The organism is Methylovirgula sp. 4M-Z18, assembly GCF_037890675.1.
In the GTDB taxonomy this organism is placed as follows: domain Bacteria; phylum Pseudomonadota; class Alphaproteobacteria; order Rhizobiales; family Beijerinckiaceae; genus 4M-Z18.
Map to the genome: position 1 here is coordinate 2,385,317 of NZ_CP149574.1, position 21,367 is coordinate 2,406,683.

Genomic DNA, 21,367 nt, shown 5'->3' on the forward strand with positions numbered 1-21,367 from the left:
GTTCGCAATTTGTGCTGCGAAATTCGGTGTGTTGCGATGCTACTCGTTGGCAAGAAGGTCGGTACCGGTGCTGACGTCTTTCCAGGCTCCGGGTTCGTGCCGCTGGGTGTCGAGTGCGCTATCGATGATCTTGGGGGCAAATTTAGCGCGTGCCCAACCGTGCGATAAGATGCCATAATGCGCATGAGCCTTTTAGTTGAGCTAACAAATCCAGATGGAAAACTTCAACGATCTTGCTGCATTCGCCGTCGTCGCCAAGGAACGGAGCTTCACTCGTGCTGCCGCCAAACTCGGCGTCTCGCCATCGGCACTCAGCCAGACTATTCGTAATCTCGAAGAGCGACTGGGGTTGCGGCTCCTGACCCGGACCACACGCAGCGTCGGCTCTACGGAAGCCGGCGAGCGCCTGCTGCGCATGATAGCCCCCCGCTTCGACGAGATTGAGACCGAACTGGCGGCTTTGAGCGAATTGCGAGACAAACCGGCCGGAACTGTCCGGATCACTGCCGGCGAGCATTCTGCGATCTCAATCCTGCAACCCGCACTTAAACGCTTCCTGCCGGATTATCCGGACATTCAAGTCGAGATCATTATCGACTATGGCCTGACCGACATCGTCGCTGAGGGATATGACGCAGGCGTTCGCATGGGCGAACAGGTGGCGAAAGACATGATCGCGGTGCGCATCGGCCCGGATATGCGCATGGCTGTCGTCGCATCGCCAAGCTATTTCGAACGGAATCCGCGTCCAAAAAACCCGCAGGATCTGACCGCTCACAAGTGCATCAATATTCGCCTCCCAACCTATGGCGGGTTGTTTCCGTGGGATCTTGAAAAGAAAGGCCGCGAGGTGAAGGTGCGGGGAGAAGGACAACTCGTCTTCAACAGCCTCGCAATGCGGCTCTCTTCGGCTTTGGACGGCCTCGGCGTGGCCTACATGCCCGAAGATCAAGTGCTCCCATACGTTGCCGAGGGGCGGCTGACGCGGGTTCTGGAGGATTGGTGCCCCTATTTTCCCGGCTATCACCTCTACTATCCGAGTCGACGACAACAATCGCCGGCGCTTGCCTTACTGGTGGATATTCTTCGGTATCGCGGCGACTGACCTGGACTTGCGCTTCTGGAGCCATTTCATCACCCATGGTCAAACACATATAGAGGTCCGTATCGCGATACGGTGGATGAAAAAGCCCGCGACGGATTCCTCGAAGCTCCGCCAATCGCGGGTCATCTGCATGGAGAGCATTGTACCAATGCCAGCTCGAGCGAACTTCATACGCCATAAAGCGCAAGGGCGACCGCGATTAGGCGATTGGGAGTTGGACAGATTGCGATGCGGGCGATCTGTGATGGCTCTGCTGGATGGGCGGTCAGCGGCGATACTGCTCGTCTGAAACCTTCTCCATCCACTCGACCGTCTTTCCGTCGAGCGCCTCGGTGATCGCGATATGGCTCATGCCGACCGTGGCGCTCGCGCCGTGCCAGTGTTTCACGCCGGGCGGAATCCAGACGATGTCGCCGGGCCGGATTTCCTGAACGAGACCACCCCACTCCTGCACAAGCCCGACGCCTGCCGTGACGATCAGTGTCTGACCGAGTGGATGCGTGTGCCAGGCGGTGCGCGCGCCCGGTTCGAAAGTGACGACCGCACCGCTTATCCGAGCTGGATCGCTTCCCTTGAAGGGCGAGTCGACACGCACCCTGCCGGTAAAATTTTCGGCAGATCCCATGGTTGACGGTTGTGATCCGAGATGAGTGACAGTGATCATTTGTTTCGGCTGAGCCCAGGTCGCGGAGGCGTAAAGGACAACGGTGAGTATCATTGCGGCGAGTTGCTTCATTTCTCGCCGTTCTCTTGGAAAACGTCCTTGGCGATCGCGACGGCGGACACCGCGCTCGGCCAGCCGGAATAGAAAGCCATGTGCGTGATTGTCTCGACAATCTCATCCTTGGTTAGGCCGTTTTGGAGGCCAAGCTTGATATGCGATCGGAGCTGATCCGGACGGTTGAGGGCGATCAAAGCGGAAATCGTGACAAGGCTCCGATCTCGCTTTGAAAGTTCTGGCCGCTTCCAGATATCGTCGTAAAGCACGCTGTCGGTCAGCTCGGCGAGCTTTGGCGCGGTTGCTCCCATCAATTGCTGCGCGCGCGACTGCTGCTTAGCAGGCACCGCGTCGGGCGTGGCCGGCGGCTGGCTTTGGGCGATAGCCATGGTGGAAATTCCTTCGGATAGAACAAGGCTGACTAAGACGAACAGATTTCGAGTGCGCTTCTTCAATGTAAGACTCCTCGAGGGCGGGGGAGAACATAGCGACCGGGATCGAACCTGAGCGCGATGTTGCTGAAGCCTTTTGTTTCATGTCCCGTCGGAAATCATGTAAGGCTGACGGTGTTTGATCGCAGCCCGAAACTAAATGGTTCGGGCGAAAAACGGCGTCAGCTTGCCCATCGCGGCTTCCACATATTTGGGAACCCAGTAGGTTTCGATGTGTTTTGCGCCGTCGATCTTGAACAGTTCCTTGTCCGTTGTGCCAATGGCCTTGGTGAAGGCGTCCTCGCTCATGTACAGGCTGTCGGCCTTGCTGCCGGCGATCATAAGCAGCGGTTTGTTGATCAGCTCGATCTGGTCGGTGGCATCCCAACGCATCAGGTCCAGCAAGCTGCTCATCGTATACCTGCCGCTTGAGTTCGGATGGGCGTGGGTTTTTCCGTAGTATTCGAACCCCTGACGGTAGAGATCGAACGGCAATGCCGCAATCTGTTCGTCGGTCAGTTTTCCGTCGCCGACATAGAGAACTGCACCGCCGGTCGCTTCCTGCGCGCGGGCGTCCGACGCCTGTCGCAGGCGATCTTGAATGGTCGTGAGTTGCGAATCCACGTATCCGTTGCGACGGACCCGTCCCGAGTTGAACATGCTGAGCGTCGCGATCGACTTGAAGCGCTTGTCGGTTTTCGCCGCCGACAACGAGTATCCGCCGCCGCCGCAGATGCCGAGCAGGCCCAGACGCGCGGCATCGACGCCCGGATAGCGGGTGACGAAGTCCGCCATACCGTGGATGTCCTCGATGCGGTTTGCCGGCTTGTCCACGTTACGCGGCGTGCCGCCGCTGCCGCCTTGATAGGCCGCATCCGCCGTAATCGTGATGTAGCCTTGTTCCGCAAGATGCTGGGCATACAAGCCCGCGACCTGTTCCTTCACCCCGCCGTTCGGGTGCGCCACGACGATCGCAGGATATTTTTGGCTCGGATCGTAGTCTGTCGGGGTGTAGACGTTGGCGACGATATCCAGGCCATTGAGCTTGTACTGGACCGGGTGAATATTGACCTTGCCCGGCTCATTCGTCGTGATTGCGCCGCCGTAGACCAGGGTAAAGGGATTCTGCTTGTAGTCGGCCGCGGCAGCGGTGGTATCTTTCATGGCTGTAACTCCTGATATTGCACCTGAGAGAACAAGAGCCAAGGCTCCAAGGAACTCGCGCCTTTTCTTGTCGATGACTTCGTTGGTCATTTTGAACTCCAATCTGTGGTCGGCGGGTGAGCGCGATGCTCGGGCAGCGCCGAGCGTCTGCGCAGGTGGGTCAATCCAGTTTCTTCTCGGCGAGGAACTGCGAGACCAGATCGGCGATCTGGACGTTGTTCAGGTCCGACATCAGGAAGTGCGTGTTGCCGCGAATGCCGATGTCGGGAAGATGAAGCAGCCGGGCGTCACCACCATGTTTGTTGATCGCGTCGACCCAGAGCCGGGCCATGGCGAGGCGCACCCGCCAGTTGTCCTGGCCGCGCTCCGTGGTCGGTTCGGCAGGAAAGTTGTCGCCGTAGTAGATGACGATCGGGATGCGGGTAAGCTTCTCGAAAGCCGAGAGTGGTACCGCCTCGGGCGACAAGGTGCCGGCGGCGCTCGGCATCGCCGGGGGAAGTTCCCCTTCTGGGAAGATGAAGCCGCTGCCCGGCTCGAGAGCGACGATGCCCTTGACATTCTGGTTCTTGATGGCCGTCAGCCAACCCGGTCCACCAGCTTGCGAATGCGTGAAGAGGATGCCTGGGCCGATCTTATCGAACAGCGCCGACATAGCGTCCGAGATCACGCCGGCGTCGTAAGGGCCAGTGTTGGGCGTGACCGAACGGAAGAATTGATCCAGCGTCTCGGGCTTGCGATCAAACTGTACGTTGTCGAAATAGTTCGGCCACTTGCCGATCCGGAATTGATCGAAGAAGAGTTGATCGTAGGGTGTCGGTTCGATCGTTATTGCCACAGTGCTATTGCCGGCGCGGCCGCGACGCGGTTGATCTACGATGTAGACCGAGAAATGCCGACGCAGGAAGATGGTCTCGAAACCCTCGCGACCATCTGGCGTCGTTTCCCAACTACGGCCCGACTGGTAGGCGCCATGCAGCATGATGACGGGCAGCGCTTTGGGGTTCTGGGGGATCTGATAGAAGGCGTAGAGATGATCGCCGTGGAATGTCTGCCCTTCTGAGGTAGGCTTGTCGTTATTGTAGGTGCCAGGGGTGCTCACCACTGTCCCGCCGACCGCGAAGCTACCCTGTTCCCGGATCATCAGAGGTTCCGATTTTCCCTTTTGCTCAGCCATTGCGGCGGCAGGGGCAAGCATCACCACAGCAGCGAGCAACGATGCGACGAACCGATTACGTGAACTCAAAGCACCCATCCTCTTCAACCTTCTGATCAGTGAGAAAAAGATAGAGCCAATCAAATTCCTTGATTAGATGCCGATATCCGGATGCGTTTTTAAGTTCAGCTTAATAATTTGGAGACCAGCCCGCCTTGGTACGGTTCGCATAGTGAGATCGAGAAATTACTCAAATCGCCTGTGACAACCTGCCTGCAAAGCCCGCTGAAAGACTAAAGCCAAGCCCCTCTGCCTCCCCAGGATGCCCCGAGACTGAGCCGCCCTGCTTAGGGTGCCCCTCGCCAAGCCGTCAACTTCTGGGCTGGTCGATTTGATAATGCTTGGCGTGCGATCGTGCTGACAAGATCGCGTTTGCATCCCTCAACTCGGCAGATACTCCCGGCTCCAGCTATCGCTGACGACACTTGTCGCTTTGAGCTGGTCGATTGCCGCATCGCCGTAGCCAAGCGACTTCAGCACCTGTCGCGTGGAGGAGCCGTATTTTTCCGCTGAGGGCAGATGACGAACCTTGCCGCTTCTCGGGCGGACGGCCAGCGGATCGAGCAGCGTAACGGTATGGCCACTGGGATGGTCGGCGTAGCGTGAGAAGGCAAAGCTGCCGCGATCGGTGCCCGCTGAGCCGTCGGCCGGGCGGCAATTGCTGGCGCGGATGGCCTCGATGCTGCTGCAGATCGCTGCCCCGATATCCGCCGCCCGCAGGCGCCCAATCCAGGTCGCGGCGTCCTCCTTACCGAAGGCTTTCGTCAGGAAGGCGTCTCTCTCTTCAGGCGCCAGCGTGGCGAGCCCCTCCAGCCCCTCCACGATGAGGAAGCGCGGCAGGTCGGCCTCCGAAGCGCCCAGCACCATCCAGCGGTCCGCCGCCTTGTAGAGATGGTTGAGAGCGTTCGTACCCATGGCAGCCCTGCCAGTCGGTTCGTCGAAGGGACCACGTCCGATGAAGTCGTAGCAGAATGGGATCTGCGCGAGCCCGCTGAGGGCCGAGAGTGAGGTCCGTGGGCGGCCAATTCGGCCGGTCCGCCGCTTCTGGAAGAGGGCCGCCCCGATGCCGAGGGCAGCGCCAAAGCCGCACATCACATCGATGGTGCCGACATGGGCGTGCTCCTCGGGCGTCTCCATCGCCCCGCCGAAACGCAGCATGATGCCGGTGGCGGCCTGCACGAGGTCGTCATAACCGAGATATTCGGTTCGCGGGCCGCGGCGCACACCGCCGAAACAATCAAGCTGACAGAAGATCGCGTTCGGGTTGAGCGCCTCGAGACCCTTAGAATCAAGGCCCATGCTCTTCACCTGACGGTCGGTGGCATTCCAGACGATGACGTCGACCGAACGGACGAGCTCTTCGAACAGCGCACGCCCCTCGGGCGAGGCGATGTTCGCAAGCACGGAGCGCTTGCCGCGCATGTGGGTCATGCCGAAAATCACCGTGTTCCAGCAGTCGTAGAGGGGTGTGGCTGGGTCGAGCTTGATGACCTCGGCGCCGAAGCGCGCCAGGTAAGCCACCGAATGCGGGCCGGCGATGACATTGCAAAGGTCGAGAACGCGAACGCCTTCCAGCCAGCCTTTCTGCTCAGTCTGCGCCGAGGCACGGGGAAGCCGGCGAGTGCGCTGTGCGGAAAGGCTGTCGAGCGCCTCTTCGAAACTCACGGTTTTGCGCGGGGCCGGCGTGAGCATCGCCTCGCCGCTCTCCTGCAGCCAGGCCATCGGCCCCGGCTGGATCATGCGACCGTAGACGGGGTCGTCGACTTCCACCATCAGGCCGGCGGTCTCGGCATGGTCGTCGCTGATCCACTCCTGCAGCCAGCGTTGCGGCGCGCCGGGGAACTGCCCCTTGCCGAAGATGCGCTCCCACTCCTTTGCGGTTCGCGTGAGGAACACGTCCTTCATGCGGTCGGCGATCTTGTCGGCCCAATGCTTGGGCAGCGGATAGACGCCGAGAGAAACGTCCGAGGACCATTCTGCGGCAGGCAGATAGGTGTCCGGTTCTTCGGCCAGGCCTTCGGCGATGAGTTCGTCATAAAGGCCGAGGGTCTGCAGGCAGCGCTTGGCGTGATGCCTGTGGCTTGGGCAGACCACATAAAACATGCGGCCGTCCTTGCACATATAGCTACGATAGAAGGGGTCGAGGAAATCCTGCAACGCCTCGTAGGAGACACTCATCGGCAGACCTTCCTTCCGTCGCCTTTCGATCTCGCGCTCGCGCTGGGTTTGGTAGCGCAGCGGATAGTCCTCGATTTTGATCGAATTGTAGCTCAGGCCCTCCATCACGGCGCTGGCAAGCGGCACCTCGATCTGATCCCCGATGCCGGTGGTCTCGCGCGCCTGCAAAGCCAGCACAGCAGCGGAGGCGGCAAGCATGGTTCCATAGGCCGAGGCGAGCGGCAGTGGCGAGAAGCAGGGATTGACACCCATCAGCACCCGGTTCAAGCCCATATCGGTGAAAACGCCGGAAGTTGCAGCGATCACTGACTCAAAGGCGCGCCAATCGCGGCGCAGTTCGTCATTGGAGGCAAAGCCCGGGATCGAAACAGTGATCAGCTCAGGGTGGCCCTCGTGCAGCGCCGCGAAATCGAGGCCGAGCCGGGCCATCACGCCTGGACGAAAGTTCTCGACCACGATATCGGCCTGCTCGACCAACTCGCGCGCCTGCGCCACGCCCTGCGGCGTCTTCAGGTCCACGCAGAGGGAGAGCTTGTTGCGGTTCAATGTTGCATTGGCCGGGCTATCCCAGAGCGGGCCAGCCGGCGGATCGATATGGACGACACTGGCGCCGAGATCGCCCAGGATCATCGCAACCGCCGGGCCGGCGATGTACTGCCCGAAGTCGACAACCGTAATGCCGGAGAGCGGAAGGGATGAGCGTTGCATTGTAATTTCTTCGCAGATTCGAATGAGGGCCTCAGGCACGGGCATCCTGCTGGATCAGCCGTGCAGCCTTCTCGGAGATCATCAGGGTGGGCGAGTTGGTGTTGCCGCTGGTGATCGTCGGCATCACACTGGCATCGACCACGCGCAAGCGATCGACGCCACGCACACGCAGGCGGCTGTCGAGCACCGCCATCGGATCGTCGTTTTGACCCATCTTGGCGGTGCCGACCGGATGGAAGATGGTGTTGGCAATGTCGCCCGCGAGCTTTGCCAGCTCCTCGTCCGTCTGGAATTCGGTGCCCGGCTTCCATTCCACAGGGTTGTAGGGCGCCAGTGCGGGCTGTGACACGATCCGGCGCACCTGGCGCAGGCTGGTGGCCGCGATGCGGCGATCCTCCGCGGTACTCAGATAATTCGGCGCGATGGCCGGAGCGTCGGTCGCGCGCGCAGATCGGATGCGCACATGGCCGCGGCTTGTGGGATTGAGATTGCAGACGCTGGCTGTGAAGGCCGGGAATGCATGGAGCGGGTCGCCAAAGCCCTCGAGGCTGAGCGGCTGGACGTGATATTCGAGATTGGCATGGGCCTGCCCTTCGTCGGAACGGGTGAAGGCACCAAGCTGAGAGGGGGACATGCTCATCGGCCCACTGCGCCTAAGTGCATATTCGAGGCCGATGCTCGCCTTTCCCATCAAGCTGTTCGCAAGCGTGTTGAGCGTCCTTACACCGGAGACCTTGTAGACGGCGCGGATCTGCAGGTGATCCTGGAGATTCTCGCCGACACCTGGCAGGTCGGAAATGACGTTGATGTCATGCAGCTTGAGGAGAGAGGCCGGGCCGATGCCAGAGAGTTGCAGAATCTGCGGCGAACCGATGGCGCCAGCCGACAAAATGACCTCGCCGCGCGCCGCGACGGCGAACTCTTCACCACCGCGTTGCAGCACCACGCCTGCGCAGCATGAACGACCTCCGGCTCCGGTCTCGAGCATCAATCTCGCGACCTGCGCCTGCGTCCACACGGCAAGATTGCGCCGCCCTTTTGCGGGACGCAGAAAGGCCTTGGCGGTGTTCCAGCGCCAGCCCGCCTTCTGGTTCACCTCGAAATAGCCGACGCCTTCATTGTCGCCGCTGTTGAAATCCTCGGTCCGTGGCACGCCTGCCTGAACCGCTGCTTCGGCGAACGCTTGGAGGATATCCCAGTGCAAACGCTGCTTCTCAATGCGCCATTCGCCGCCATGGCCGTGCAGGTCGGAAAAGCGGCTATTGTCCCCCATCTTCGGGTCTACGCCGTTGTCTAAACGGTAGTGGTCTTCATGCGTCATGAAGTCGGGGAGACATTTGGCCCAGGACCATTCTTCGTCACTGACGAGCCGAGCCCATCCGTCATAATCGCGGGCTTGGCCCCGCATGTAGATCATGCCGTTTATTGAGGAGCATCCCCCCAGCGTCTTGCCGCGTGGATAGCGCAGCGAGCGGCCATTGAGACCGGGATCGGGCTCCGTCCTGAACAGCCAGTCCGTGCGGGGATTGCCGATGCAGTAGAGATAGCCGACCGGGATATGGATCCACGGGTAGTTGTCCTTCCGTCCGGCCTCCAGCAGTAGCACCCGCTTCGAGGGATCGCTGCTCAGTCGGTTGGCCAACAGGCATCCCGCCGTGCCGGCGCCGATGACGATGTAATCGAAGGTGTCACGATAGGCCACTGACGCCGTCTCTCCGTATAATAAGGGCCGGCGTGGAGCCAAACGCCTTCATCGAATTTAATAATGCTTCACCCCTCGTTTGGCACGGATAAGGCTTGCCTGAACAGGCGGAAAAGTTTCATGTCAGTATTACATTTTTTGATACTTTGGACGCTCCGCCTAGGCGACTGCAATGCACGATCTGCCGCCACTTAAAGCCCTTCGCGTGTTCGACGCCTGCATTCGCCTTGGCAGCTTCACGCGCGCGGCCAAGGAGTTGAACGTCGGGCAGCCGGCGATCAGTCACCAGATCCAGGCGCTTGAGCAGGATATCGGCATGGCCCTGTTCGAGCGGCGCGGGGCGCAGACCACGCCGACGGCCGAGGCTCTGGCCTTCCACCGCACCATCGCCAGCGCCCTGGCCGACATGGCGCGTGCCACGGTGGAAATGCGGCGGCATGCCAGGCGTCCGGGACTGGCTCTGGCGACCTATCCCGGTATCGCGATGTACTGGCTTATGCCTAAGCTAGCAGCGCTGCGTCAGTCCGAGCCGCAGTTCAGCTTCCGCGTCACCACGGCTGAGCGGGATATCGACATGCGGATCGAGGACGCCGATTTCGCCATCCTGTTCGGTGAAGGAAATTGGCCGGGTTTCGAAAGCCGGCTACTTGTTAAACAGGAAGTAGTACCGGTCGCCGCGCCGGCGCTGGCTGCGCGCGTGGGGCACCTCTCCCGCGCAAGTCTGCTCGAGCAAGGCCCGTTAATTCACCTGGAGGATAAAACTCATCGCTGGTTTACCTGGCAGGACTGGCGCGACCGGCGGGCGCCAGACGCCGAGATGATCGATGCTGGCATTCACGTCACCAATCACGGTATCGCCATCCATCAAACACTGATAGGCGTGGGCATTGCGCTCGGTTGGCATGGCGTCATCGACGACCTTCTCGCCAACGGGCTGCTCGTAGCTCTAGATTCGGAGCCCCTGCGTTCAGAACGTGGCTATTATTTGGTGGCGCCACGCAGGGTTATGGAATCCGACATCGGTGTCACGCTCCTCCGGGCCCTCCTCGGCCCGGATTCTCGGAGAAGTGACTCTTGAGTCAGCGGTCTGATTGCGATGTGTCCTGATTTTAAATCGGGCTGTCCGGAATCCTCCTATCTGAAGTCGCCAGGGTGGAGAGCCGCAATGTTCGCTTCCCGAAATGCATTTCGCTCGCCCGAGGGACCTAAATGGGCGATTTTCAGTCGCCAGCCCCCACCCTCGAATGATAGAGCGCGGTTTGCCAAGCAGGATTTGAACCTAATTCGAACTCGGCGCAGCCTAGCGTTAAGGATCGTAGGCCAGGCGACTGAAGCGGGCTGTAGGTTGGCTGTGGGGCAGGATTTGAACCTGCGAGATAATGGCCACCCCGATATCTGAAATTTGTAAGATAGTCGTTGAGGTCCGCGATCAAGTCCCAGAGGGGGCATTTCGACTCAAGTTGAAAGATAGTCACTGGCGGATCAAGAGATTTCGGCCAAACTACAATTTTGAACGACACATAAACTTAAACAAAAGTATCAATTATATAAACTTCGCAGTTTTATTCTGAGTGGCGCACCATTCTCCCATACAGATTGGCTTTCTTTTCTCTTCCTAATACTGCTGTTTGACAAGCACATAATCACTCTGAGGCAATTCGAGCCGTGTTGTTGACGTCTTTCACGCGGACGCTGCAAGCTTGGTACGGCAGGCACACGCTTTGGCCGTTCAGCTACGTGGGATTTAATCCACCGTCGGAAAAGAGAATCTCGCCGGTCAGGTTCCTGGTACTTGCGTTTCCGGCCACATACGCGCTCAAGCCCGTAGCCAGCGCATCGAACGCCGCCTTACAACGCGGGTTGCCACGCAGATCCTCATGCATCGTGATCCAAGTGTCGAGCGCAAACGCGCAGGCCTGGCCCAGCACGCGTACGAGCCGGGGGTCGCGCTGCGCGAGGCCCGTCTGGCAGAAGCCGATGCCGCAGCCCGCGCGGATCATCGCAAGCTGCGCAAGGTCGCTGCCGGCGCGAATCGAGAACGCCTCGCGCCGCCACGCTGGAAACGCCTTCGTGGCTGCGCGCAGGAACGGTGTCGTTTCGTCGAAGCCGATCAGTGTGTGGCTCGCGAGATCGTCGAGCCCATCCGGCGTGCCGTGCGCGGCGAGGTAATCGTCGCGCGCGTGCAGCCCCACTTCGATTGCGCCGATGCGCCGCGCAATCAGTATCTCCTGCATCGGTCGCGTCATGCGGACTGCGATATCCACTTCGCGCTGCAGCAGATCCTGAATGCGATTGGTCGTCACCAGCTCGACCACCAGTCTAGGATGCACCCGCCGCAACTGCGCGATCACCGGCGGCAACACCTCCACGCCGACCACTTCGCTCGCAGAAATCCGCACGACGCCATGCATTTCCTCGCCTCGGCCGGACGCCGCGCGTTCCAGCGCCGCCGCGGTGTTGCGCATCGCCTCGGCGTAGCCGCGCAGCGCGGTGGCCGCTTGCGTCGGTAGCAAGCCCGTTTGCGAGCGCGTGAAGAGCGGCTGGCCAAACGCCGCCTCCAACGTTTCGATGTGCCGCCCCGCCGTGGGCTGCGTGATGCCGAGCGCGCGTGCGGCCCCCGAAAGCGAGCCTTCGGTCAGCACGGCTAGAAAGGTCCGGTAGAGTTCCCAGTTCAGATTCGAAGCCATACATAAATATATAGCAGATCAACCATGTTCGCCAATTTATTATGTGCCGCCGCAACCGTACGTTGGCTCCATCGAAGCAATCGACGCGAAGCGGAGGATCATTATGGCGACCCCAATGTCCGAACGGCAGGGACAAGAGGACAAGTGCGCGCTTGTGCTGGGCGCGACAGGCGGCATCGGCGGCGAAGTCGCGCGTCAGTTGCGCGAAGCCGGCTGGCAGGTGCGCGCGCTGCACCGGCGGGGCGCTCAAGTCGCCAGCTCCGGTGACGGCATCGACTGGCGGCAGGGCGACGCTATGGAACGCGAAGCCGTCGTGCGGGCCGCGCGCGGCTGCAGCGTGATCGTTCACGCGGTCAACCCGCCCGGCTATCGCAACTGGCCGAAGCTCGTGCTGCCGATGATCGGCAACACAATCGCGGCGGCGCAGGTCGCGGGCGCGACAGTCGTCCTGCCGGGCACCGTCTACAATTACGGGCCCGATGCATTCCCGACGCTCACCGAAGACCAGCCGCAGCGGCCGCGCACACGCAAGGGCGCGATTCGCGTCGAGTTGGAGCGGCAGTTGCAGGCGGCGGCCGCGCAAGGTGTGCGCACGATCGTCGTGCGGGCCGGCGACTTCTTCGGCCCGCACCTCATCGGCAACAGCTGGTTCGCGCAAGGCTTCGTGAAGGCGGGGCACCCCGTGAGTACCGTTCGCCTGCCTGGCCGCCCGGGCGTGGGTCATCAGTGGGCCTACGTTCCCGACGTGGCGCGCACCATGATCGAGCTGATCGCTCGGCGAGCGACGCTACCGGAGTTCGCAACTTTCCACTTCGGCGGCCATTGGGACGCCGACGGCACGCGAATGGCCGAAGCCATTTGTCGCGTCGCCACGCTCCACGGCGCGCGGCCGCGCCAGCGCCGCTTTCCGTGGGCGCTCGTCTATGCCGCGGCGCCGTTCGTCACGACGCTGCGCGAAATGCTCGAGATGCGCTACCTCTGGCGCGAACCGATCCGGCTCGACAACACGCGTCTCATCGCCACGCTCGGCCGCGAGCCGCACACGCCACTGGACACCGCCGTCAAGGCCACGCTGGCCGGGATCGGGTGTCTGGGCAAGGAGGCCCCCGCCGCTCATGCCGAATTGCACCCGAGCTAGGGGTCGTCGTAGAACGCATCGGGCTTTGATCGTTTGGTGGGCGAAGGTTTTGAGGGCGGCCCGAATCCAGCCCGACATGACCCGGCGCCGCGAGATCATCAGGACGATTCGATCGAGCGCCAGGGCCTGTTGATCGCGGCCGTTCCGGCACCGGAATCGCGCGAAACGGCTTCCCGCAATCCCCGCGCAGCTCAATCCCACACTTACACGCATTCGAATGTAATATCCTGTGCCCCTTCCCAAAGGACGGTTTTGCCAAGCTCCGGCAACACATCGAGATTGCTGGTGATCGTTATGAAATGGTTTCCGGCGAGCTGCCCCATCTTTGATGCGAAATGGACGCCGCCGTAGGCAAGAAGAATTTCTGTTTCGCTGATCCCGCCCGGATAGAGAACGATCTGCCCGGGCGCGGGATAGCTTGTGTGATTTTCGTAGCCCACACCAAAATCGAGCGAGCCGAGCGGCACCCAAACACCTTCACCGGACCAGCGAACATGCACGATCTTACTGGAAAACGGCGTGCGCTTGAGAAATGCCTGAACTGTATTCGGCGCTTTTTGCGTCTCGAGCACAGCGTCAAATGTAAATTTGCCAGCGGTAATTTTGATTTTCATGAGATAGTCCTGTTCTTGCGTTTATTGAATCGAATTGGCGAGGGAAGCGGCGCAGTATTGACCGTCGCCTTTTCGACCGACCAACGTGCCGTCCTCGATCATGATTTTGCCGTTCAGAAGCACCGTCGTCGGCCACCCGGTTAAGGTCACGCCTTCATACGGCGTATAGTCGGCCCCATCGTGAAGGTCGGAATGACGTATTGTCCGTTTGATCGTCGGATCCCAGATCGCAATATCGGCATCCGCCCCCACGGCGATCGTGCCTTTCTGCGGGTATAGGCCATAGGTTTTGGCATGGTTCGTCGACGTGAGTGCGACGAAACGCGGCAGGCTGATCCGGCCGGTCATGACCCCTTCGGAAAAGAGGATCGGCTGGCGCGTCTCAACGCCGGGAATGCCGTTGGGGATGTGCCGAAAGCTCTTCAGCCCCTTCGTATTGCGCTTGCCGCGAACATCCTCATAACGAAATGGGCAATGATCGGAGGAAAACAAATCGAACACGCCCGCCTCGATGCCGCGCCAGCAATCCGCTTGAGCGGCCTTGTCGCGTGGAGGCGGGGAGCAAACGAGCTTGGCTCCCTCCCAATCCATGCCCTTCAGATCGTCCGCTGTCAGCAAAAGATATTGTGGACAGGTCTCGCCCACAACTTTGCCGCCGCGCATGCGTGCCCGTGCGATCTCCTCCATCGCCGCGCCATTCGACACATGAACGATCACAATCGGCACGTCGACGATCTCCGCGAGCGTGAGCGCACGGTGGGTTGCCTCGCGTTCGACGGCAACGGGCCGCGTCGTCGCATGGGCGTAAGGTTCCACATTCCCTGACCGCTCGTGTTTCTCGACCAAATAGCGAATGGCATCCTCATTTTCGCAGTGAACCATCACTGTCGCCTTGGTCTGGCGCGCCACGTCGAGCACCTTAAGAATCGAGGCGTCGTCGAGGCGAAGATCGTCATAGGTCATGAACACTTTGAGCGACGTGTAGCCATCCCTCACCAGCGCAGGTAATTCTTGGCCGAGCAGGGTCTCGTTCGCGTCGTTGACGATGAGGTGAAAACTGACGTCCGTGTAGCACTCCCCTTCGGCGAGCGCATGATATTCCTTAAGCGCCTCTCGCAGAGGATGCCCCTTACGCTGGAGGCAAAAGGGCATGACGGTGGTGTTGCCGCCGTACAAGGCGGATAACGTTCCGCTTGCAAAATCGTCCGCCATCACGATTCCTTCCCCCGAAGGTTGGGAGATGTGAACATGGCTGTCAATGCCGCCCGGCAGAACATATTTCCCGGCAGCATCTATCTCGCGGGCGGCGCCTTCCAACGCCGTGCCGAGCTGCACGATTTTTCCGTCCTTTATCGCAATATCCGCGACAAACACGTCAGCCGCGGTCGCCACCGTGCCGTTGCGAATGATGAGGTCAAACCGATCCATTTTCCCCTACCCGGTTCTGCAACTATTCAGTGCTTCAAGATCTTGCCGAGGAAAGCCTCGGTGCGCGGATTGTGGACTTGCGAGAAGAACGCTTCCGTCGGCTTATCCTCGACGATCTCGCCGGCGTCCACGAAGACCATTCTCGAAGCGACGCGCCGCGCAAAGCCCATTTCATGCGTCACGATCATCATCGTGACGCCCTCGCGGGCCAACTCGGTCATGACATCGAGCACTTCTGCAATCATCTCGGGATCGAGCGCCGAAGTCGGCTCATCAAAAAGCATCGCGAGTGGATCCATCGCCAGGGCACGCGCGATGGCAACGCGCTGTTGCTGGCCGCCCGACAATTGGGCGGGGAATTTGGCAGCGTGATCGACCAAGCCGACACGGTCCAACAGGTCCAACGCCTTCCGCTCCGCCAGTCCGGCGTTGCGGCCGAGCACGACGAGTTGCGCCAACATGACATTGCGCAAAATCGTCATATGGGGAAACAGCTCGAAATTCTGAAAAACCATACCAATCCGCGCGCGCAGCTCCGGCAGATTCGTGCGATGATCCCTGACCTCTATGCCGTGAACACGAATGGAACCTTCCTCAAATGGCTCAAGCGCGTTCACACATTTTATGAGAGTCGACTTTCCCGAGCCGGATGGGCCGCACACGACAACGACCTCGCCCTTGTCGACACGGGTCGTACATTTTTTAAGGACCTGATAGTCGCCGTACCACTTACTGACCCCGTTTATTTCAATCATCAGCGGCTCCTCGAAAAGCGAAGAATCGAAAATGGCGCAAGATCGAGATCGGGCTTGCGGCTCGCGACGAGCGAAGCGGTCAAGGCCCCCATCAAAGGGCCCAAAGTATAGCCATTCGACGTCACTGTGTTGAAGAAACCCGGGCAATCGGGATGCTCGCCAAGGATCGGCGCGCCATCAATGTTGATATTCATCGCGGCCCAGCTCCGAATGACATGGACTTTGCGCAGCGCCGGCACGACATGCTGGGCAACCCACAGATTGCCTTCGAGACTTTCGAAGAGCGGCCGCGGATGTTGATGGACCGGGTCCAACCCGGCGGTCCAGCCGCCACCAACAATGAAATTGCCGTTGGCGGCCTGCTTCAGCGTCAAGTGACGGTCGGCATGTGCGACGAGCCGCGAAACTAGCGGCTGAACCGGTTCGGTCACGATCATCTGCAACGGCGCGCCAAAAACCGGCACATCCACGCCGACCATGCGGCCGATGCGCGAGGCAAAGGCGCCGGCGGCATTGACGACCTTCCGAGCGATGATTTGGCCGCGCGATGTCGTGACACGGAAAGAACCGGCTTGGGCCTCGATGTTCAAAACTTCGGTGCGCGTGAGAACCAGGGCGCCTCCGCGCTGTGCGGCCTCGCGAATGCGTTGCGTGGCAATCAGCGGATTGATCTTGCCCTCTTGCTGGCAATAGGCCGCGCCCACGAAATGCGGAGCGATCGACGGTTCAAGCTCCCGCAGTTCTTTGCTCCCGATCACATGGCAATCGATGCCCCATTGGCGCTCGGCAGCCGATTTGCCTTCGAGAAACCGCATCTGCGCATCGTTTTCTGCGACCATGATGCCGCCTGTGATCTTCATCTCCAGGTCTGTGCCGATCTCCCGTTGCAGTTGCGCCCAGAGTGCGATCGACTCCCGTTGGAGCGGCAGCGTCTGAAGAGCCGGCTGCCCACCCGCCTCGGCCCGCAAGCCATGATCGAACGACAGGAGTTGGGCGTGCAAACTTCCCGCATTGCCGCCCGAAGCAAGCGAATTGGGATAGGCCCGGTCGATGACAGCGACTTCCTGCCCCTCGCGGCTCAGAAAGAGCGCCGTCGAAAGGCCGGCGATCCCCGCCCCAATAATCAACGTCTCCACCGAATTGATCGGAAGCGGGTCATCGGCGGCGAGAGTTGGCTTGTCGGGCAAAAGCGCCCGCTTGTGCCCACCCCATTCACCCTTCTCCACGGCAATGGCTGCCAATGGAATGGGCCGCAGCGGCATCTGCGGCGCAAGATGGCCGTCAGTTTCATCGACATGCGGCCGCTTTGCAATCGCACGCAATCGCGACGCGCAATAACGCCCCTGGCATCGGCCCATTCCGGCCCGGAAAAGGCGCTTGAGGGTCGCGACATCTCCTTCTGCTGCAGCCACTCCGTTCTCGAGCGCCTGCAATGTCACGTTTTCGCAGCGGCATACCATCGTATCTTCCGCCGCAGTATTTTTGCAATCCGCGGCAGGCCGAAAGATGGACCATAGCGTCTTTTGGAATTGCTTGTGCCGCGCGAGCAATGTCTTGGTGCGCGCATCGTCCGGTCCCGCCAAACCGAGTTCGCGGGCGGCAGCAAGCCCTGCCAACCGCCCCTCGGCCAGAGCCACGTGGGCGCCGGCAAAGCGCGCGGCCTCACCAACGACATAGATGCCAGGGCGAGACGTTCGGCCATTTTCGTCGCGTCGGGTCTGCAACTCCCCATCGATGACCTCGTGTAAACAGCCCACGAGGCGTGCCAATTCATTCGACGGCGCAAAGTACCCGCCGAGCAGCACCGTATCCGCGGCAAATGCGCGGACGCCTCCCGGCACGCGAGCGCGAACATGCTCCACCCGTCCGTCGCCTGTGATCGCCTCGATGCAACTATTCCATAGAACCGGAACGTCGCGTTGACGGAGCGCGCGCAGATTGCGAAGTCCGAGCCATGCGAGCATCGGATTTTGCCGCGCGAGCATGAGGCCCTGGAAAGGCTGATGCCAGGGCGACTGCGCAGCCTCCACCAGCCCGACCACATTCGCGCCAGCGCGACAGAGTTCCGCGGCAACTTGAATGTTGAGCGGACCATTGCCGGCAATCAAGATGCGGCCGGGTGGCGTGACGGCATTGCTTCTCAACAGGGTCTGAGCGGCCCCGGTCGTCATGACGCCAGGCAAGGTCCAGCCAGGAACCGGGTGCGGCCGTTCATACGCGCCGGTTGCGATGATCAAGATCTTCGGTCTGACATATGACGCACCATCGGGACCATAGAGGCCGAGGCGTAAACCGTGTTGATCCTGCTCCGCGCCCCACACGAGCGTTCCGGGTGCGAATGTCACGCCGGCACTTTGGCATTGTTGGATCAGTCCCAAACCATCGGAAGCCTGACGATCTTTTCGCAGCAGGGCTGAGGCGCTCGGGGTTCCAGGCTGTTTAAAATATTGTCCGCCGGCTTTGTTGCGCTCATCGATCACGCGAACATTTGCCCCCGCCTCGGCTGCTGCCTTTGCCGCGGCCAGGCCGGCGGGACCTGCGCCGACCACAGCAACGTCCACGGTCACCACGTTGAGCCTTCCGGGCGGCGCACAAAGATCCGCGCATGTGTTCGCGGCTAGGTCGAGACGCCCGGCTTGGGATTCGACCCGCAAGCCGTCGCGGACGCTCTGCATGCAAGCTCTTTGACCGGGAACGCCGTCGATCGTGACGATGCACTCGTTGCAAACGCCCATGCCGCACAAGAGCCCACGCGACTCGCCGGTTGTCGAGCTGGAGAAACTCTGCTGTTGGCCTGCGACCAGCGCCGCCGCTACCGTCTGGCCCGGCTCGGCCCGAAAAGTGTCACCGTTAAAGGTGAAAGCGACCGATCGCCTTTGGCGCTCATCTCCGGGCTGTTGGTCGGCGACACCCATGACAACCTATCCTCAGGCGGCAAATCGCAACTGAAATTGCGCGACGAGTTGCTTCATCGCAACGTCGTCGGCAGCCGGCAACGGCAGGCGCGGCGGGCGTGGCGGTCCCGCTTGGAATCCCATGTGGTTCAACAGCGATTTGGAGCCGGCGACATAGGCCTGGCCGCCAACCGCCTGAATGATCGGTAACCACTTGAGATAGAGGTTGCGCGCCTCATCGATCCGTCCCTCGTCTGCGACGAGCTCGAAAATTCGCGCCATGGCTGCAGGCGCGACATTGGACGCCACGGCGACCCACCCTTGCGCGCCCATCACAAAGGACTCAAATCCAAGGATGCCGCCAAATACGGTCATGTTGGGACCGGCGAGCCGAATAATATCGCGAACACGTGTGATCTCCAATGTCGATTCCTTCACGTAGCTACAGCCCGGAATTTCGGCCAGGCGTGCGAGCAGCTCTGGTCTCATATCCACGTTGGCGGTTGCCGGGTTGTTATAAACCATGATCGGAATATCGAGCGCGCTGGCGATCGTGCGGTAATGCTGAACGAGTTCATCGTCGGTCGGCGTCGAGTAGAACGGGGGAATGATCATGACGCCGTCGGCACCCATTTGCTGGGCCTGCTGACTGAGGCGCACGCTCTCGCGCGTATCCTCCGCGCCGGTGCCGATCAGGACCGGAACGCGGCCGTTCGTCGTCTCGATCACCGTTCTGGCGACGGCATCCCTCTCCTCCTGCGAAAGCGAAAGAAACTCGCCGGTCGACCCCAAAGGAATCAATCCATGTATGCCTTCTTGAATCTGCCAGTTCGTGAAGTCAGCGAGCGCCTTCAGGTCGATCTGACCATCATTGGTCAGCGGCGTGATCATCACCGTAAAGACGCCTCGGAATTTCTGAGTCATTGTAAAGTACCTGCGGTATTATGAAACACGTCAGCGCTGATCGCTGATGGACATTTTCGACGCGGCGTGACCGAAGCGTTTCTCGATATGGCGTTGCGCCACATCCCAGACCGTGGTCATCAGCAGATAGTACAGCGCCGCGACCGCGAAGAGTTCCAGCACCATGAAACGCTCTTGGATCAGGACCTGGGTGCGGCGAAGCAATTCTTCCATCGAGATGACGGAGGTCACCGACGTCGTCTTCAGAAGGCCGTTCACCGAATTGCCAAGCGGTGGGATAATGACTTTGAAAGCTTGAGGCATCACGATATGGCGCATGATTTTGGGCTCAGTCATGCCAAGGGCCCGGCCCGCCCGGATCTGCCCGATGGGAACGGCGTCGATCCCGGCCCGCACGATCTCGGCAAGATAAGCCGCCTCATTCAGCGCAAGGCCCAGCAATGCGGCTTCGACAACGGAAAAGCGAATGCCGAGCACTGGAAGCGCGGTATAGATGATGATTAACTGCACCAAAAGCGGCGTGCCGCGGAAGAGCCATATGTAACCTTGGGCGATCAGGGAAATTGCTCTTCGCTCCGACCGGCGCATCAGCGCAAGACCAAATCCCATGACGAGGCCGCCCATCAGCGACACCACCGTGAGCCATAGAGTCGTCGCGACACCGCCGAGAATGAACGGGTTGACGAGGTAATCGAAAAAACCGGCCCAGTTCCATTTCAGCATTCGCGCGGCCTCTTGGCGTACGAAGAGGCGCTGTCCAAAGGTCAGCGCACTCAGTGTGAGTCCTGCGACAGAGTCTTATCGGCCTGGCCCTTTAACGGCATAGGCAGCCGCCGGAACGTTCAAGCCGTATTTGTCGAACAGCGCTTTCATCGATCCGTCGGCTTTCATATCATTCATCACGCTCGCGACCGCATCGGCCAATTTTGGGCTCTGAAATGCAACCGCGACGGACGCCGGATAAAGGCCACTCAGCACCCGCTTAAAATCGCCGCGGGTGTCGTATTCTTTGGCCACAGCGTCGATGGTAACAACCCCATCGACTTGCCCCGCCCGCAGGGCCTGAAACGCAAGCGTGAAATTGTCGAAGGTGCGGACCGTCACCCCCGCCTTGCCGGCGCCCTGCAATTCCTTGTCAAGCTGACGCGCCTTGTTTTCCTCGAACCCGCCGATTTCCACGCCCAAGGTTTTCCCGGCAAGGTCGTCTTTGCTTGCGATTTTCACGCTGGAATCCGGAGCGACGGAAATGCTGATCGCTTGCTCCTCGTACGGGACCATCTGCATGATCTTGGCACGCTCCTCGGTGAAGAAGATGCCGGTATTGATCATATCCCAGCGCCTGCCCTGAAGGCCGGGGATCATCGCAGAAAACTCGATGCGGATATATTCCGGATCGAGGCATAGGCGCTTGGCGATCTCCGTCCCCATTTCGATACGCATCCCCTTCAAGTCACCGCTCGAATCGACGAATTGCAGCGGCGGCAAAGTCGGATTGGTCGACATGGTCAACGTGCCAGGCTTGATCAACTCCGTATCCGGCACCTTCGGGCTGCATGAGGCAGCAAAAGCGGCCGAGCCGCTGGTCAAGACGATCGCCGCAAGGGCAACCGGAAGCATGGAACGTTTCATGGAACCCTCTGAACATCGTTGGTTTCGCGCGTCATACCAATCAAATCATATTGGTATACCAGATTAATACATATTTTTC

General features: G+C 60.4%; 17 protein-coding genes. 3 read left to right on the forward strand and 14 right to left on the reverse strand.

The genetic code is table 11. The features are described 5' to 3' along the window. The first annotated feature begins 214 nt into the window (after positions 1 to 214). Positions 215 to 1,105 (forward strand): LysR family transcriptional regulator, encoded by an 891-nt coding sequence (locus tag V9T28_RS11070; protein ID WP_199499951.1) that lies wholly within the window; start codon positions 215 to 217, stop codon positions 1,103 to 1,105. Positions 1,106 to 1,370: 265 nt separating this feature from the next. On the opposite strand, the gene V9T28_RS11075 is transcribed toward V9T28_RS11070, so the two are convergent. From V9T28_RS11075 to V9T28_RS11100, 6 genes are all read right to left on the reverse strand, one after another. Then, positions 1,371 to 1,841, reverse strand: a complete 471-nt coding sequence (locus tag V9T28_RS11075; RefSeq protein ID WP_116399016.1) for a (R)-mandelonitrile lyase — start codon at positions 1,839 to 1,841, stop codon at positions 1,371 to 1,373. Next, a complete protein-coding gene (locus V9T28_RS11080; RefSeq protein WP_116399017.1) occupies positions 1,838 to 2,212 on the reverse strand; it encodes a carboxymuconolactone decarboxylase family protein in 375 nt (124 codons plus the stop codon). The genes V9T28_RS11075 and V9T28_RS11080 overlap by 4 nt, the downstream gene beginning before the upstream one ends. 198 nt (positions 2,213 to 2,410) lie before the next feature. Beyond that, the gene (locus tag V9T28_RS11085; RefSeq protein ID WP_245423988.1) at positions 2,411 to 3,418 is read right to left on the reverse strand and encodes an alpha/beta hydrolase; all 1,008 of its coding nucleotides are present in this window, start codon (positions 3,416 to 3,418) and stop codon (positions 2,411 to 2,413) included. Positions 3,419 to 3,578: 160 nt separating this feature from the next. After that, positions 3,579 to 4,613 (reverse strand): alpha/beta hydrolase, encoded by a 1,035-nt coding sequence (locus V9T28_RS11090; protein ID WP_245423990.1) that lies wholly within the window; start codon positions 4,611 to 4,613, stop codon positions 3,579 to 3,581. Positions 4,614 to 5,012: 399 nt separating this feature from the next. Then, complete coding sequence (locus tag V9T28_RS11095; protein WP_245423870.1) at positions 5,013 to 7,517, reverse strand: CoA transferase; 2,505 nt, start codon at positions 7,515 to 7,517, stop codon at positions 5,013 to 5,015. Positions 7,518 to 7,548: 31 nt separating this feature from the next. After that, positions 7,549 to 9,219, reverse strand: a complete 1,671-nt coding sequence (locus tag V9T28_RS11100) for a GMC family oxidoreductase (protein ID WP_116399021.1) — start codon at positions 9,217 to 9,219, stop codon at positions 7,549 to 7,551. A 172-nt stretch (positions 9,220 to 9,391) separates the two neighbouring features. Between V9T28_RS11100 and V9T28_RS11105 the strand changes: the two genes are divergently transcribed. Further along, the gene (locus tag V9T28_RS11105; protein ID WP_116399022.1) at positions 9,392 to 10,297 is read left to right on the forward strand and encodes a LysR substrate-binding domain-containing protein; all 906 of its coding nucleotides are present in this window, start codon (positions 9,392 to 9,394) and stop codon (positions 10,295 to 10,297) included. A 655-nt stretch (positions 10,298 to 10,952) separates the two neighbouring features. Here the strand turns inward: V9T28_RS11105 and V9T28_RS11110 are convergent. Next, positions 10,953 to 11,906 carry a LysR family transcriptional regulator gene (locus V9T28_RS11110; RefSeq protein ID WP_116399023.1) on the reverse strand — a complete coding sequence of 318 codons (954 nt, stop codon included), beginning with the start codon at positions 11,904 to 11,906 and terminating at the stop codon, positions 10,953 to 10,955. 115 nt (positions 11,907 to 12,021) lie between these two features. Between V9T28_RS11110 and V9T28_RS11115 the strand changes: the two genes are divergently transcribed. Next, positions 12,022 to 13,044 (forward strand): NAD-dependent epimerase/dehydratase family protein, encoded by a 1,023-nt coding sequence (locus V9T28_RS11115; RefSeq protein WP_116399024.1) that lies wholly within the window; start codon positions 12,022 to 12,024, stop codon positions 13,042 to 13,044. Between the two features lie 203 nt (positions 13,045 to 13,247). Here V9T28_RS11115 and V9T28_RS11120 read toward each other — a convergent pair whose 3' ends face one another. The 7 genes from V9T28_RS11120 to V9T28_RS11150 form a co-directional block, all read right to left on the reverse strand. Next, a complete protein-coding gene (locus V9T28_RS11120) occupies positions 13,248 to 13,658 on the reverse strand; it encodes a DUF3830 family protein (protein WP_116399025.1) in 411 nt (136 codons plus the stop codon). 21 nt (positions 13,659 to 13,679) lie between these two features. Continuing rightward, complete coding sequence (gene hydA, locus V9T28_RS11125) at positions 13,680 to 15,086, reverse strand: dihydropyrimidinase (protein WP_116399026.1); 1,407 nt, start codon at positions 15,084 to 15,086, stop codon at positions 13,680 to 13,682. Between the two features lie 26 nt (positions 15,087 to 15,112). Beyond that, positions 15,113 to 15,841, reverse strand: coding sequence for an amino acid ABC transporter ATP-binding protein (locus V9T28_RS11130; protein ID WP_116399027.1), 729 nt, complete (start codon positions 15,839 to 15,841; stop codon positions 15,113 to 15,115). Continuing rightward, a complete protein-coding gene (locus V9T28_RS11135; protein ID WP_116399028.1) occupies positions 15,841 to 18,756 on the reverse strand; it encodes an FAD-dependent oxidoreductase in 2,916 nt (971 codons plus the stop codon). The genes V9T28_RS11130 and V9T28_RS11135 overlap by 1 nt, the downstream gene beginning before the upstream one ends. Positions 18,757 to 18,768: 12 nt before the next feature. Continuing rightward, on the reverse strand, positions 18,769 to 19,659 hold the full coding sequence (gene dapA, locus V9T28_RS11140) for a 4-hydroxy-tetrahydrodipicolinate synthase (protein ID WP_116399029.1): 891 nt from the start codon (positions 19,657 to 19,659) through the stop codon (positions 18,769 to 18,771). Positions 19,660 to 19,689: 30 nt separating this feature from the next. Continuing rightward, entirely contained in the window at positions 19,690 to 20,382 is a 693-nt protein-coding gene (locus tag V9T28_RS11145; RefSeq protein ID WP_116399030.1) for an amino acid ABC transporter permease, read from the reverse strand. Positions 20,383 to 20,457: 75 nt separating this feature from the next. Continuing rightward, positions 20,458 to 21,288 (reverse strand): ABC transporter substrate-binding protein, encoded by an 831-nt coding sequence (locus V9T28_RS11150; protein WP_116399031.1) that lies wholly within the window; start codon positions 21,286 to 21,288, stop codon positions 20,458 to 20,460. Positions 21,289 to 21,367 lie beyond the last annotated feature (79 nt).

Coding starts and splice junctions, on each gene's coding strand:
- V9T28_RS11120 (WP_116399025.1), bottom strand. CDS start 13,658: ATGAAAATCAAAATTACCGCTGGCAAATTTACATTTGACGCTGTGCTC.
- V9T28_RS11150 (WP_116399031.1), bottom strand. CDS start 21,288: ATGAAACGTTCCATGCTTCCGGTTGCCCTTGCGGCGATCGTCTTGACC.
- V9T28_RS11080 (WP_116399017.1), bottom strand. CDS start 2,212: ATGGCTATCGCCCAAAGCCAGCCGCCGGCCACGCCCGACGCGGTGCCT.
- V9T28_RS11130 (WP_116399027.1), bottom strand. CDS start 15,841: ATGATTGAAATAAACGGGGTCAGTAAGTGGTACGGCGACTATCAGGTC.
- V9T28_RS11075 (WP_116399016.1), bottom strand. CDS start 1,841: ATGAAGCAACTCGCCGCAATGATACTCACCGTTGTCCTTTACGCCTCC.
- hydA (WP_116399026.1), bottom strand. CDS start 15,086: ATGGATCGGTTTGACCTCATCATTCGCAACGGCACGGTGGCGACCGCG.
- dapA (WP_116399029.1), bottom strand. CDS start 19,659: ATGACTCAGAAATTCCGAGGCGTCTTTACGGTGATGATCACGCCGCTG.
- V9T28_RS11095 (WP_245423870.1), bottom strand. CDS start 7,517: ATGCAACGCTCATCCCTTCCGCTCTCCGGCATTACGGTTGTCGACTTC.
- V9T28_RS11090 (WP_245423990.1), bottom strand. CDS start 4,613: ATGCTTGCCCCTGCCGCCGCAATGGCTGAGCAAAAGGGAAAATCGGAA.
- V9T28_RS11115 (WP_116399024.1), top strand. CDS start 12,022: ATGTCCGAACGGCAGGGACAAGAGGACAAGTGCGCGCTTGTGCTGGGC.
- V9T28_RS11135 (WP_116399028.1), bottom strand. CDS start 18,756: ATGGGTGTCGCCGACCAACAGCCCGGAGATGAGCGCCAAAGGCGATCG.
- V9T28_RS11110 (WP_116399023.1), bottom strand. CDS start 11,906: ATGGCTTCGAATCTGAACTGGGAACTCTACCGGACCTTTCTAGCCGTG.
- V9T28_RS11145 (WP_116399030.1), bottom strand. CDS start 20,382: ATGCTGAAATGGAACTGGGCCGGTTTTTTCGATTACCTCGTCAACCCG.
- V9T28_RS11085 (WP_245423988.1), bottom strand. CDS start 3,418: ATGAAAGATACCACCGCTGCCGCGGCCGACTACAAGCAGAATCCCTTT.
- V9T28_RS11070 (WP_199499951.1), top strand. CDS start 215: ATGGAAAACTTCAACGATCTTGCTGCATTCGCCGTCGTCGCCAAGGAA.
- V9T28_RS11105 (WP_116399022.1), top strand. CDS start 9,392: ATGCACGATCTGCCGCCACTTAAAGCCCTTCGCGTGTTCGACGCCTGC.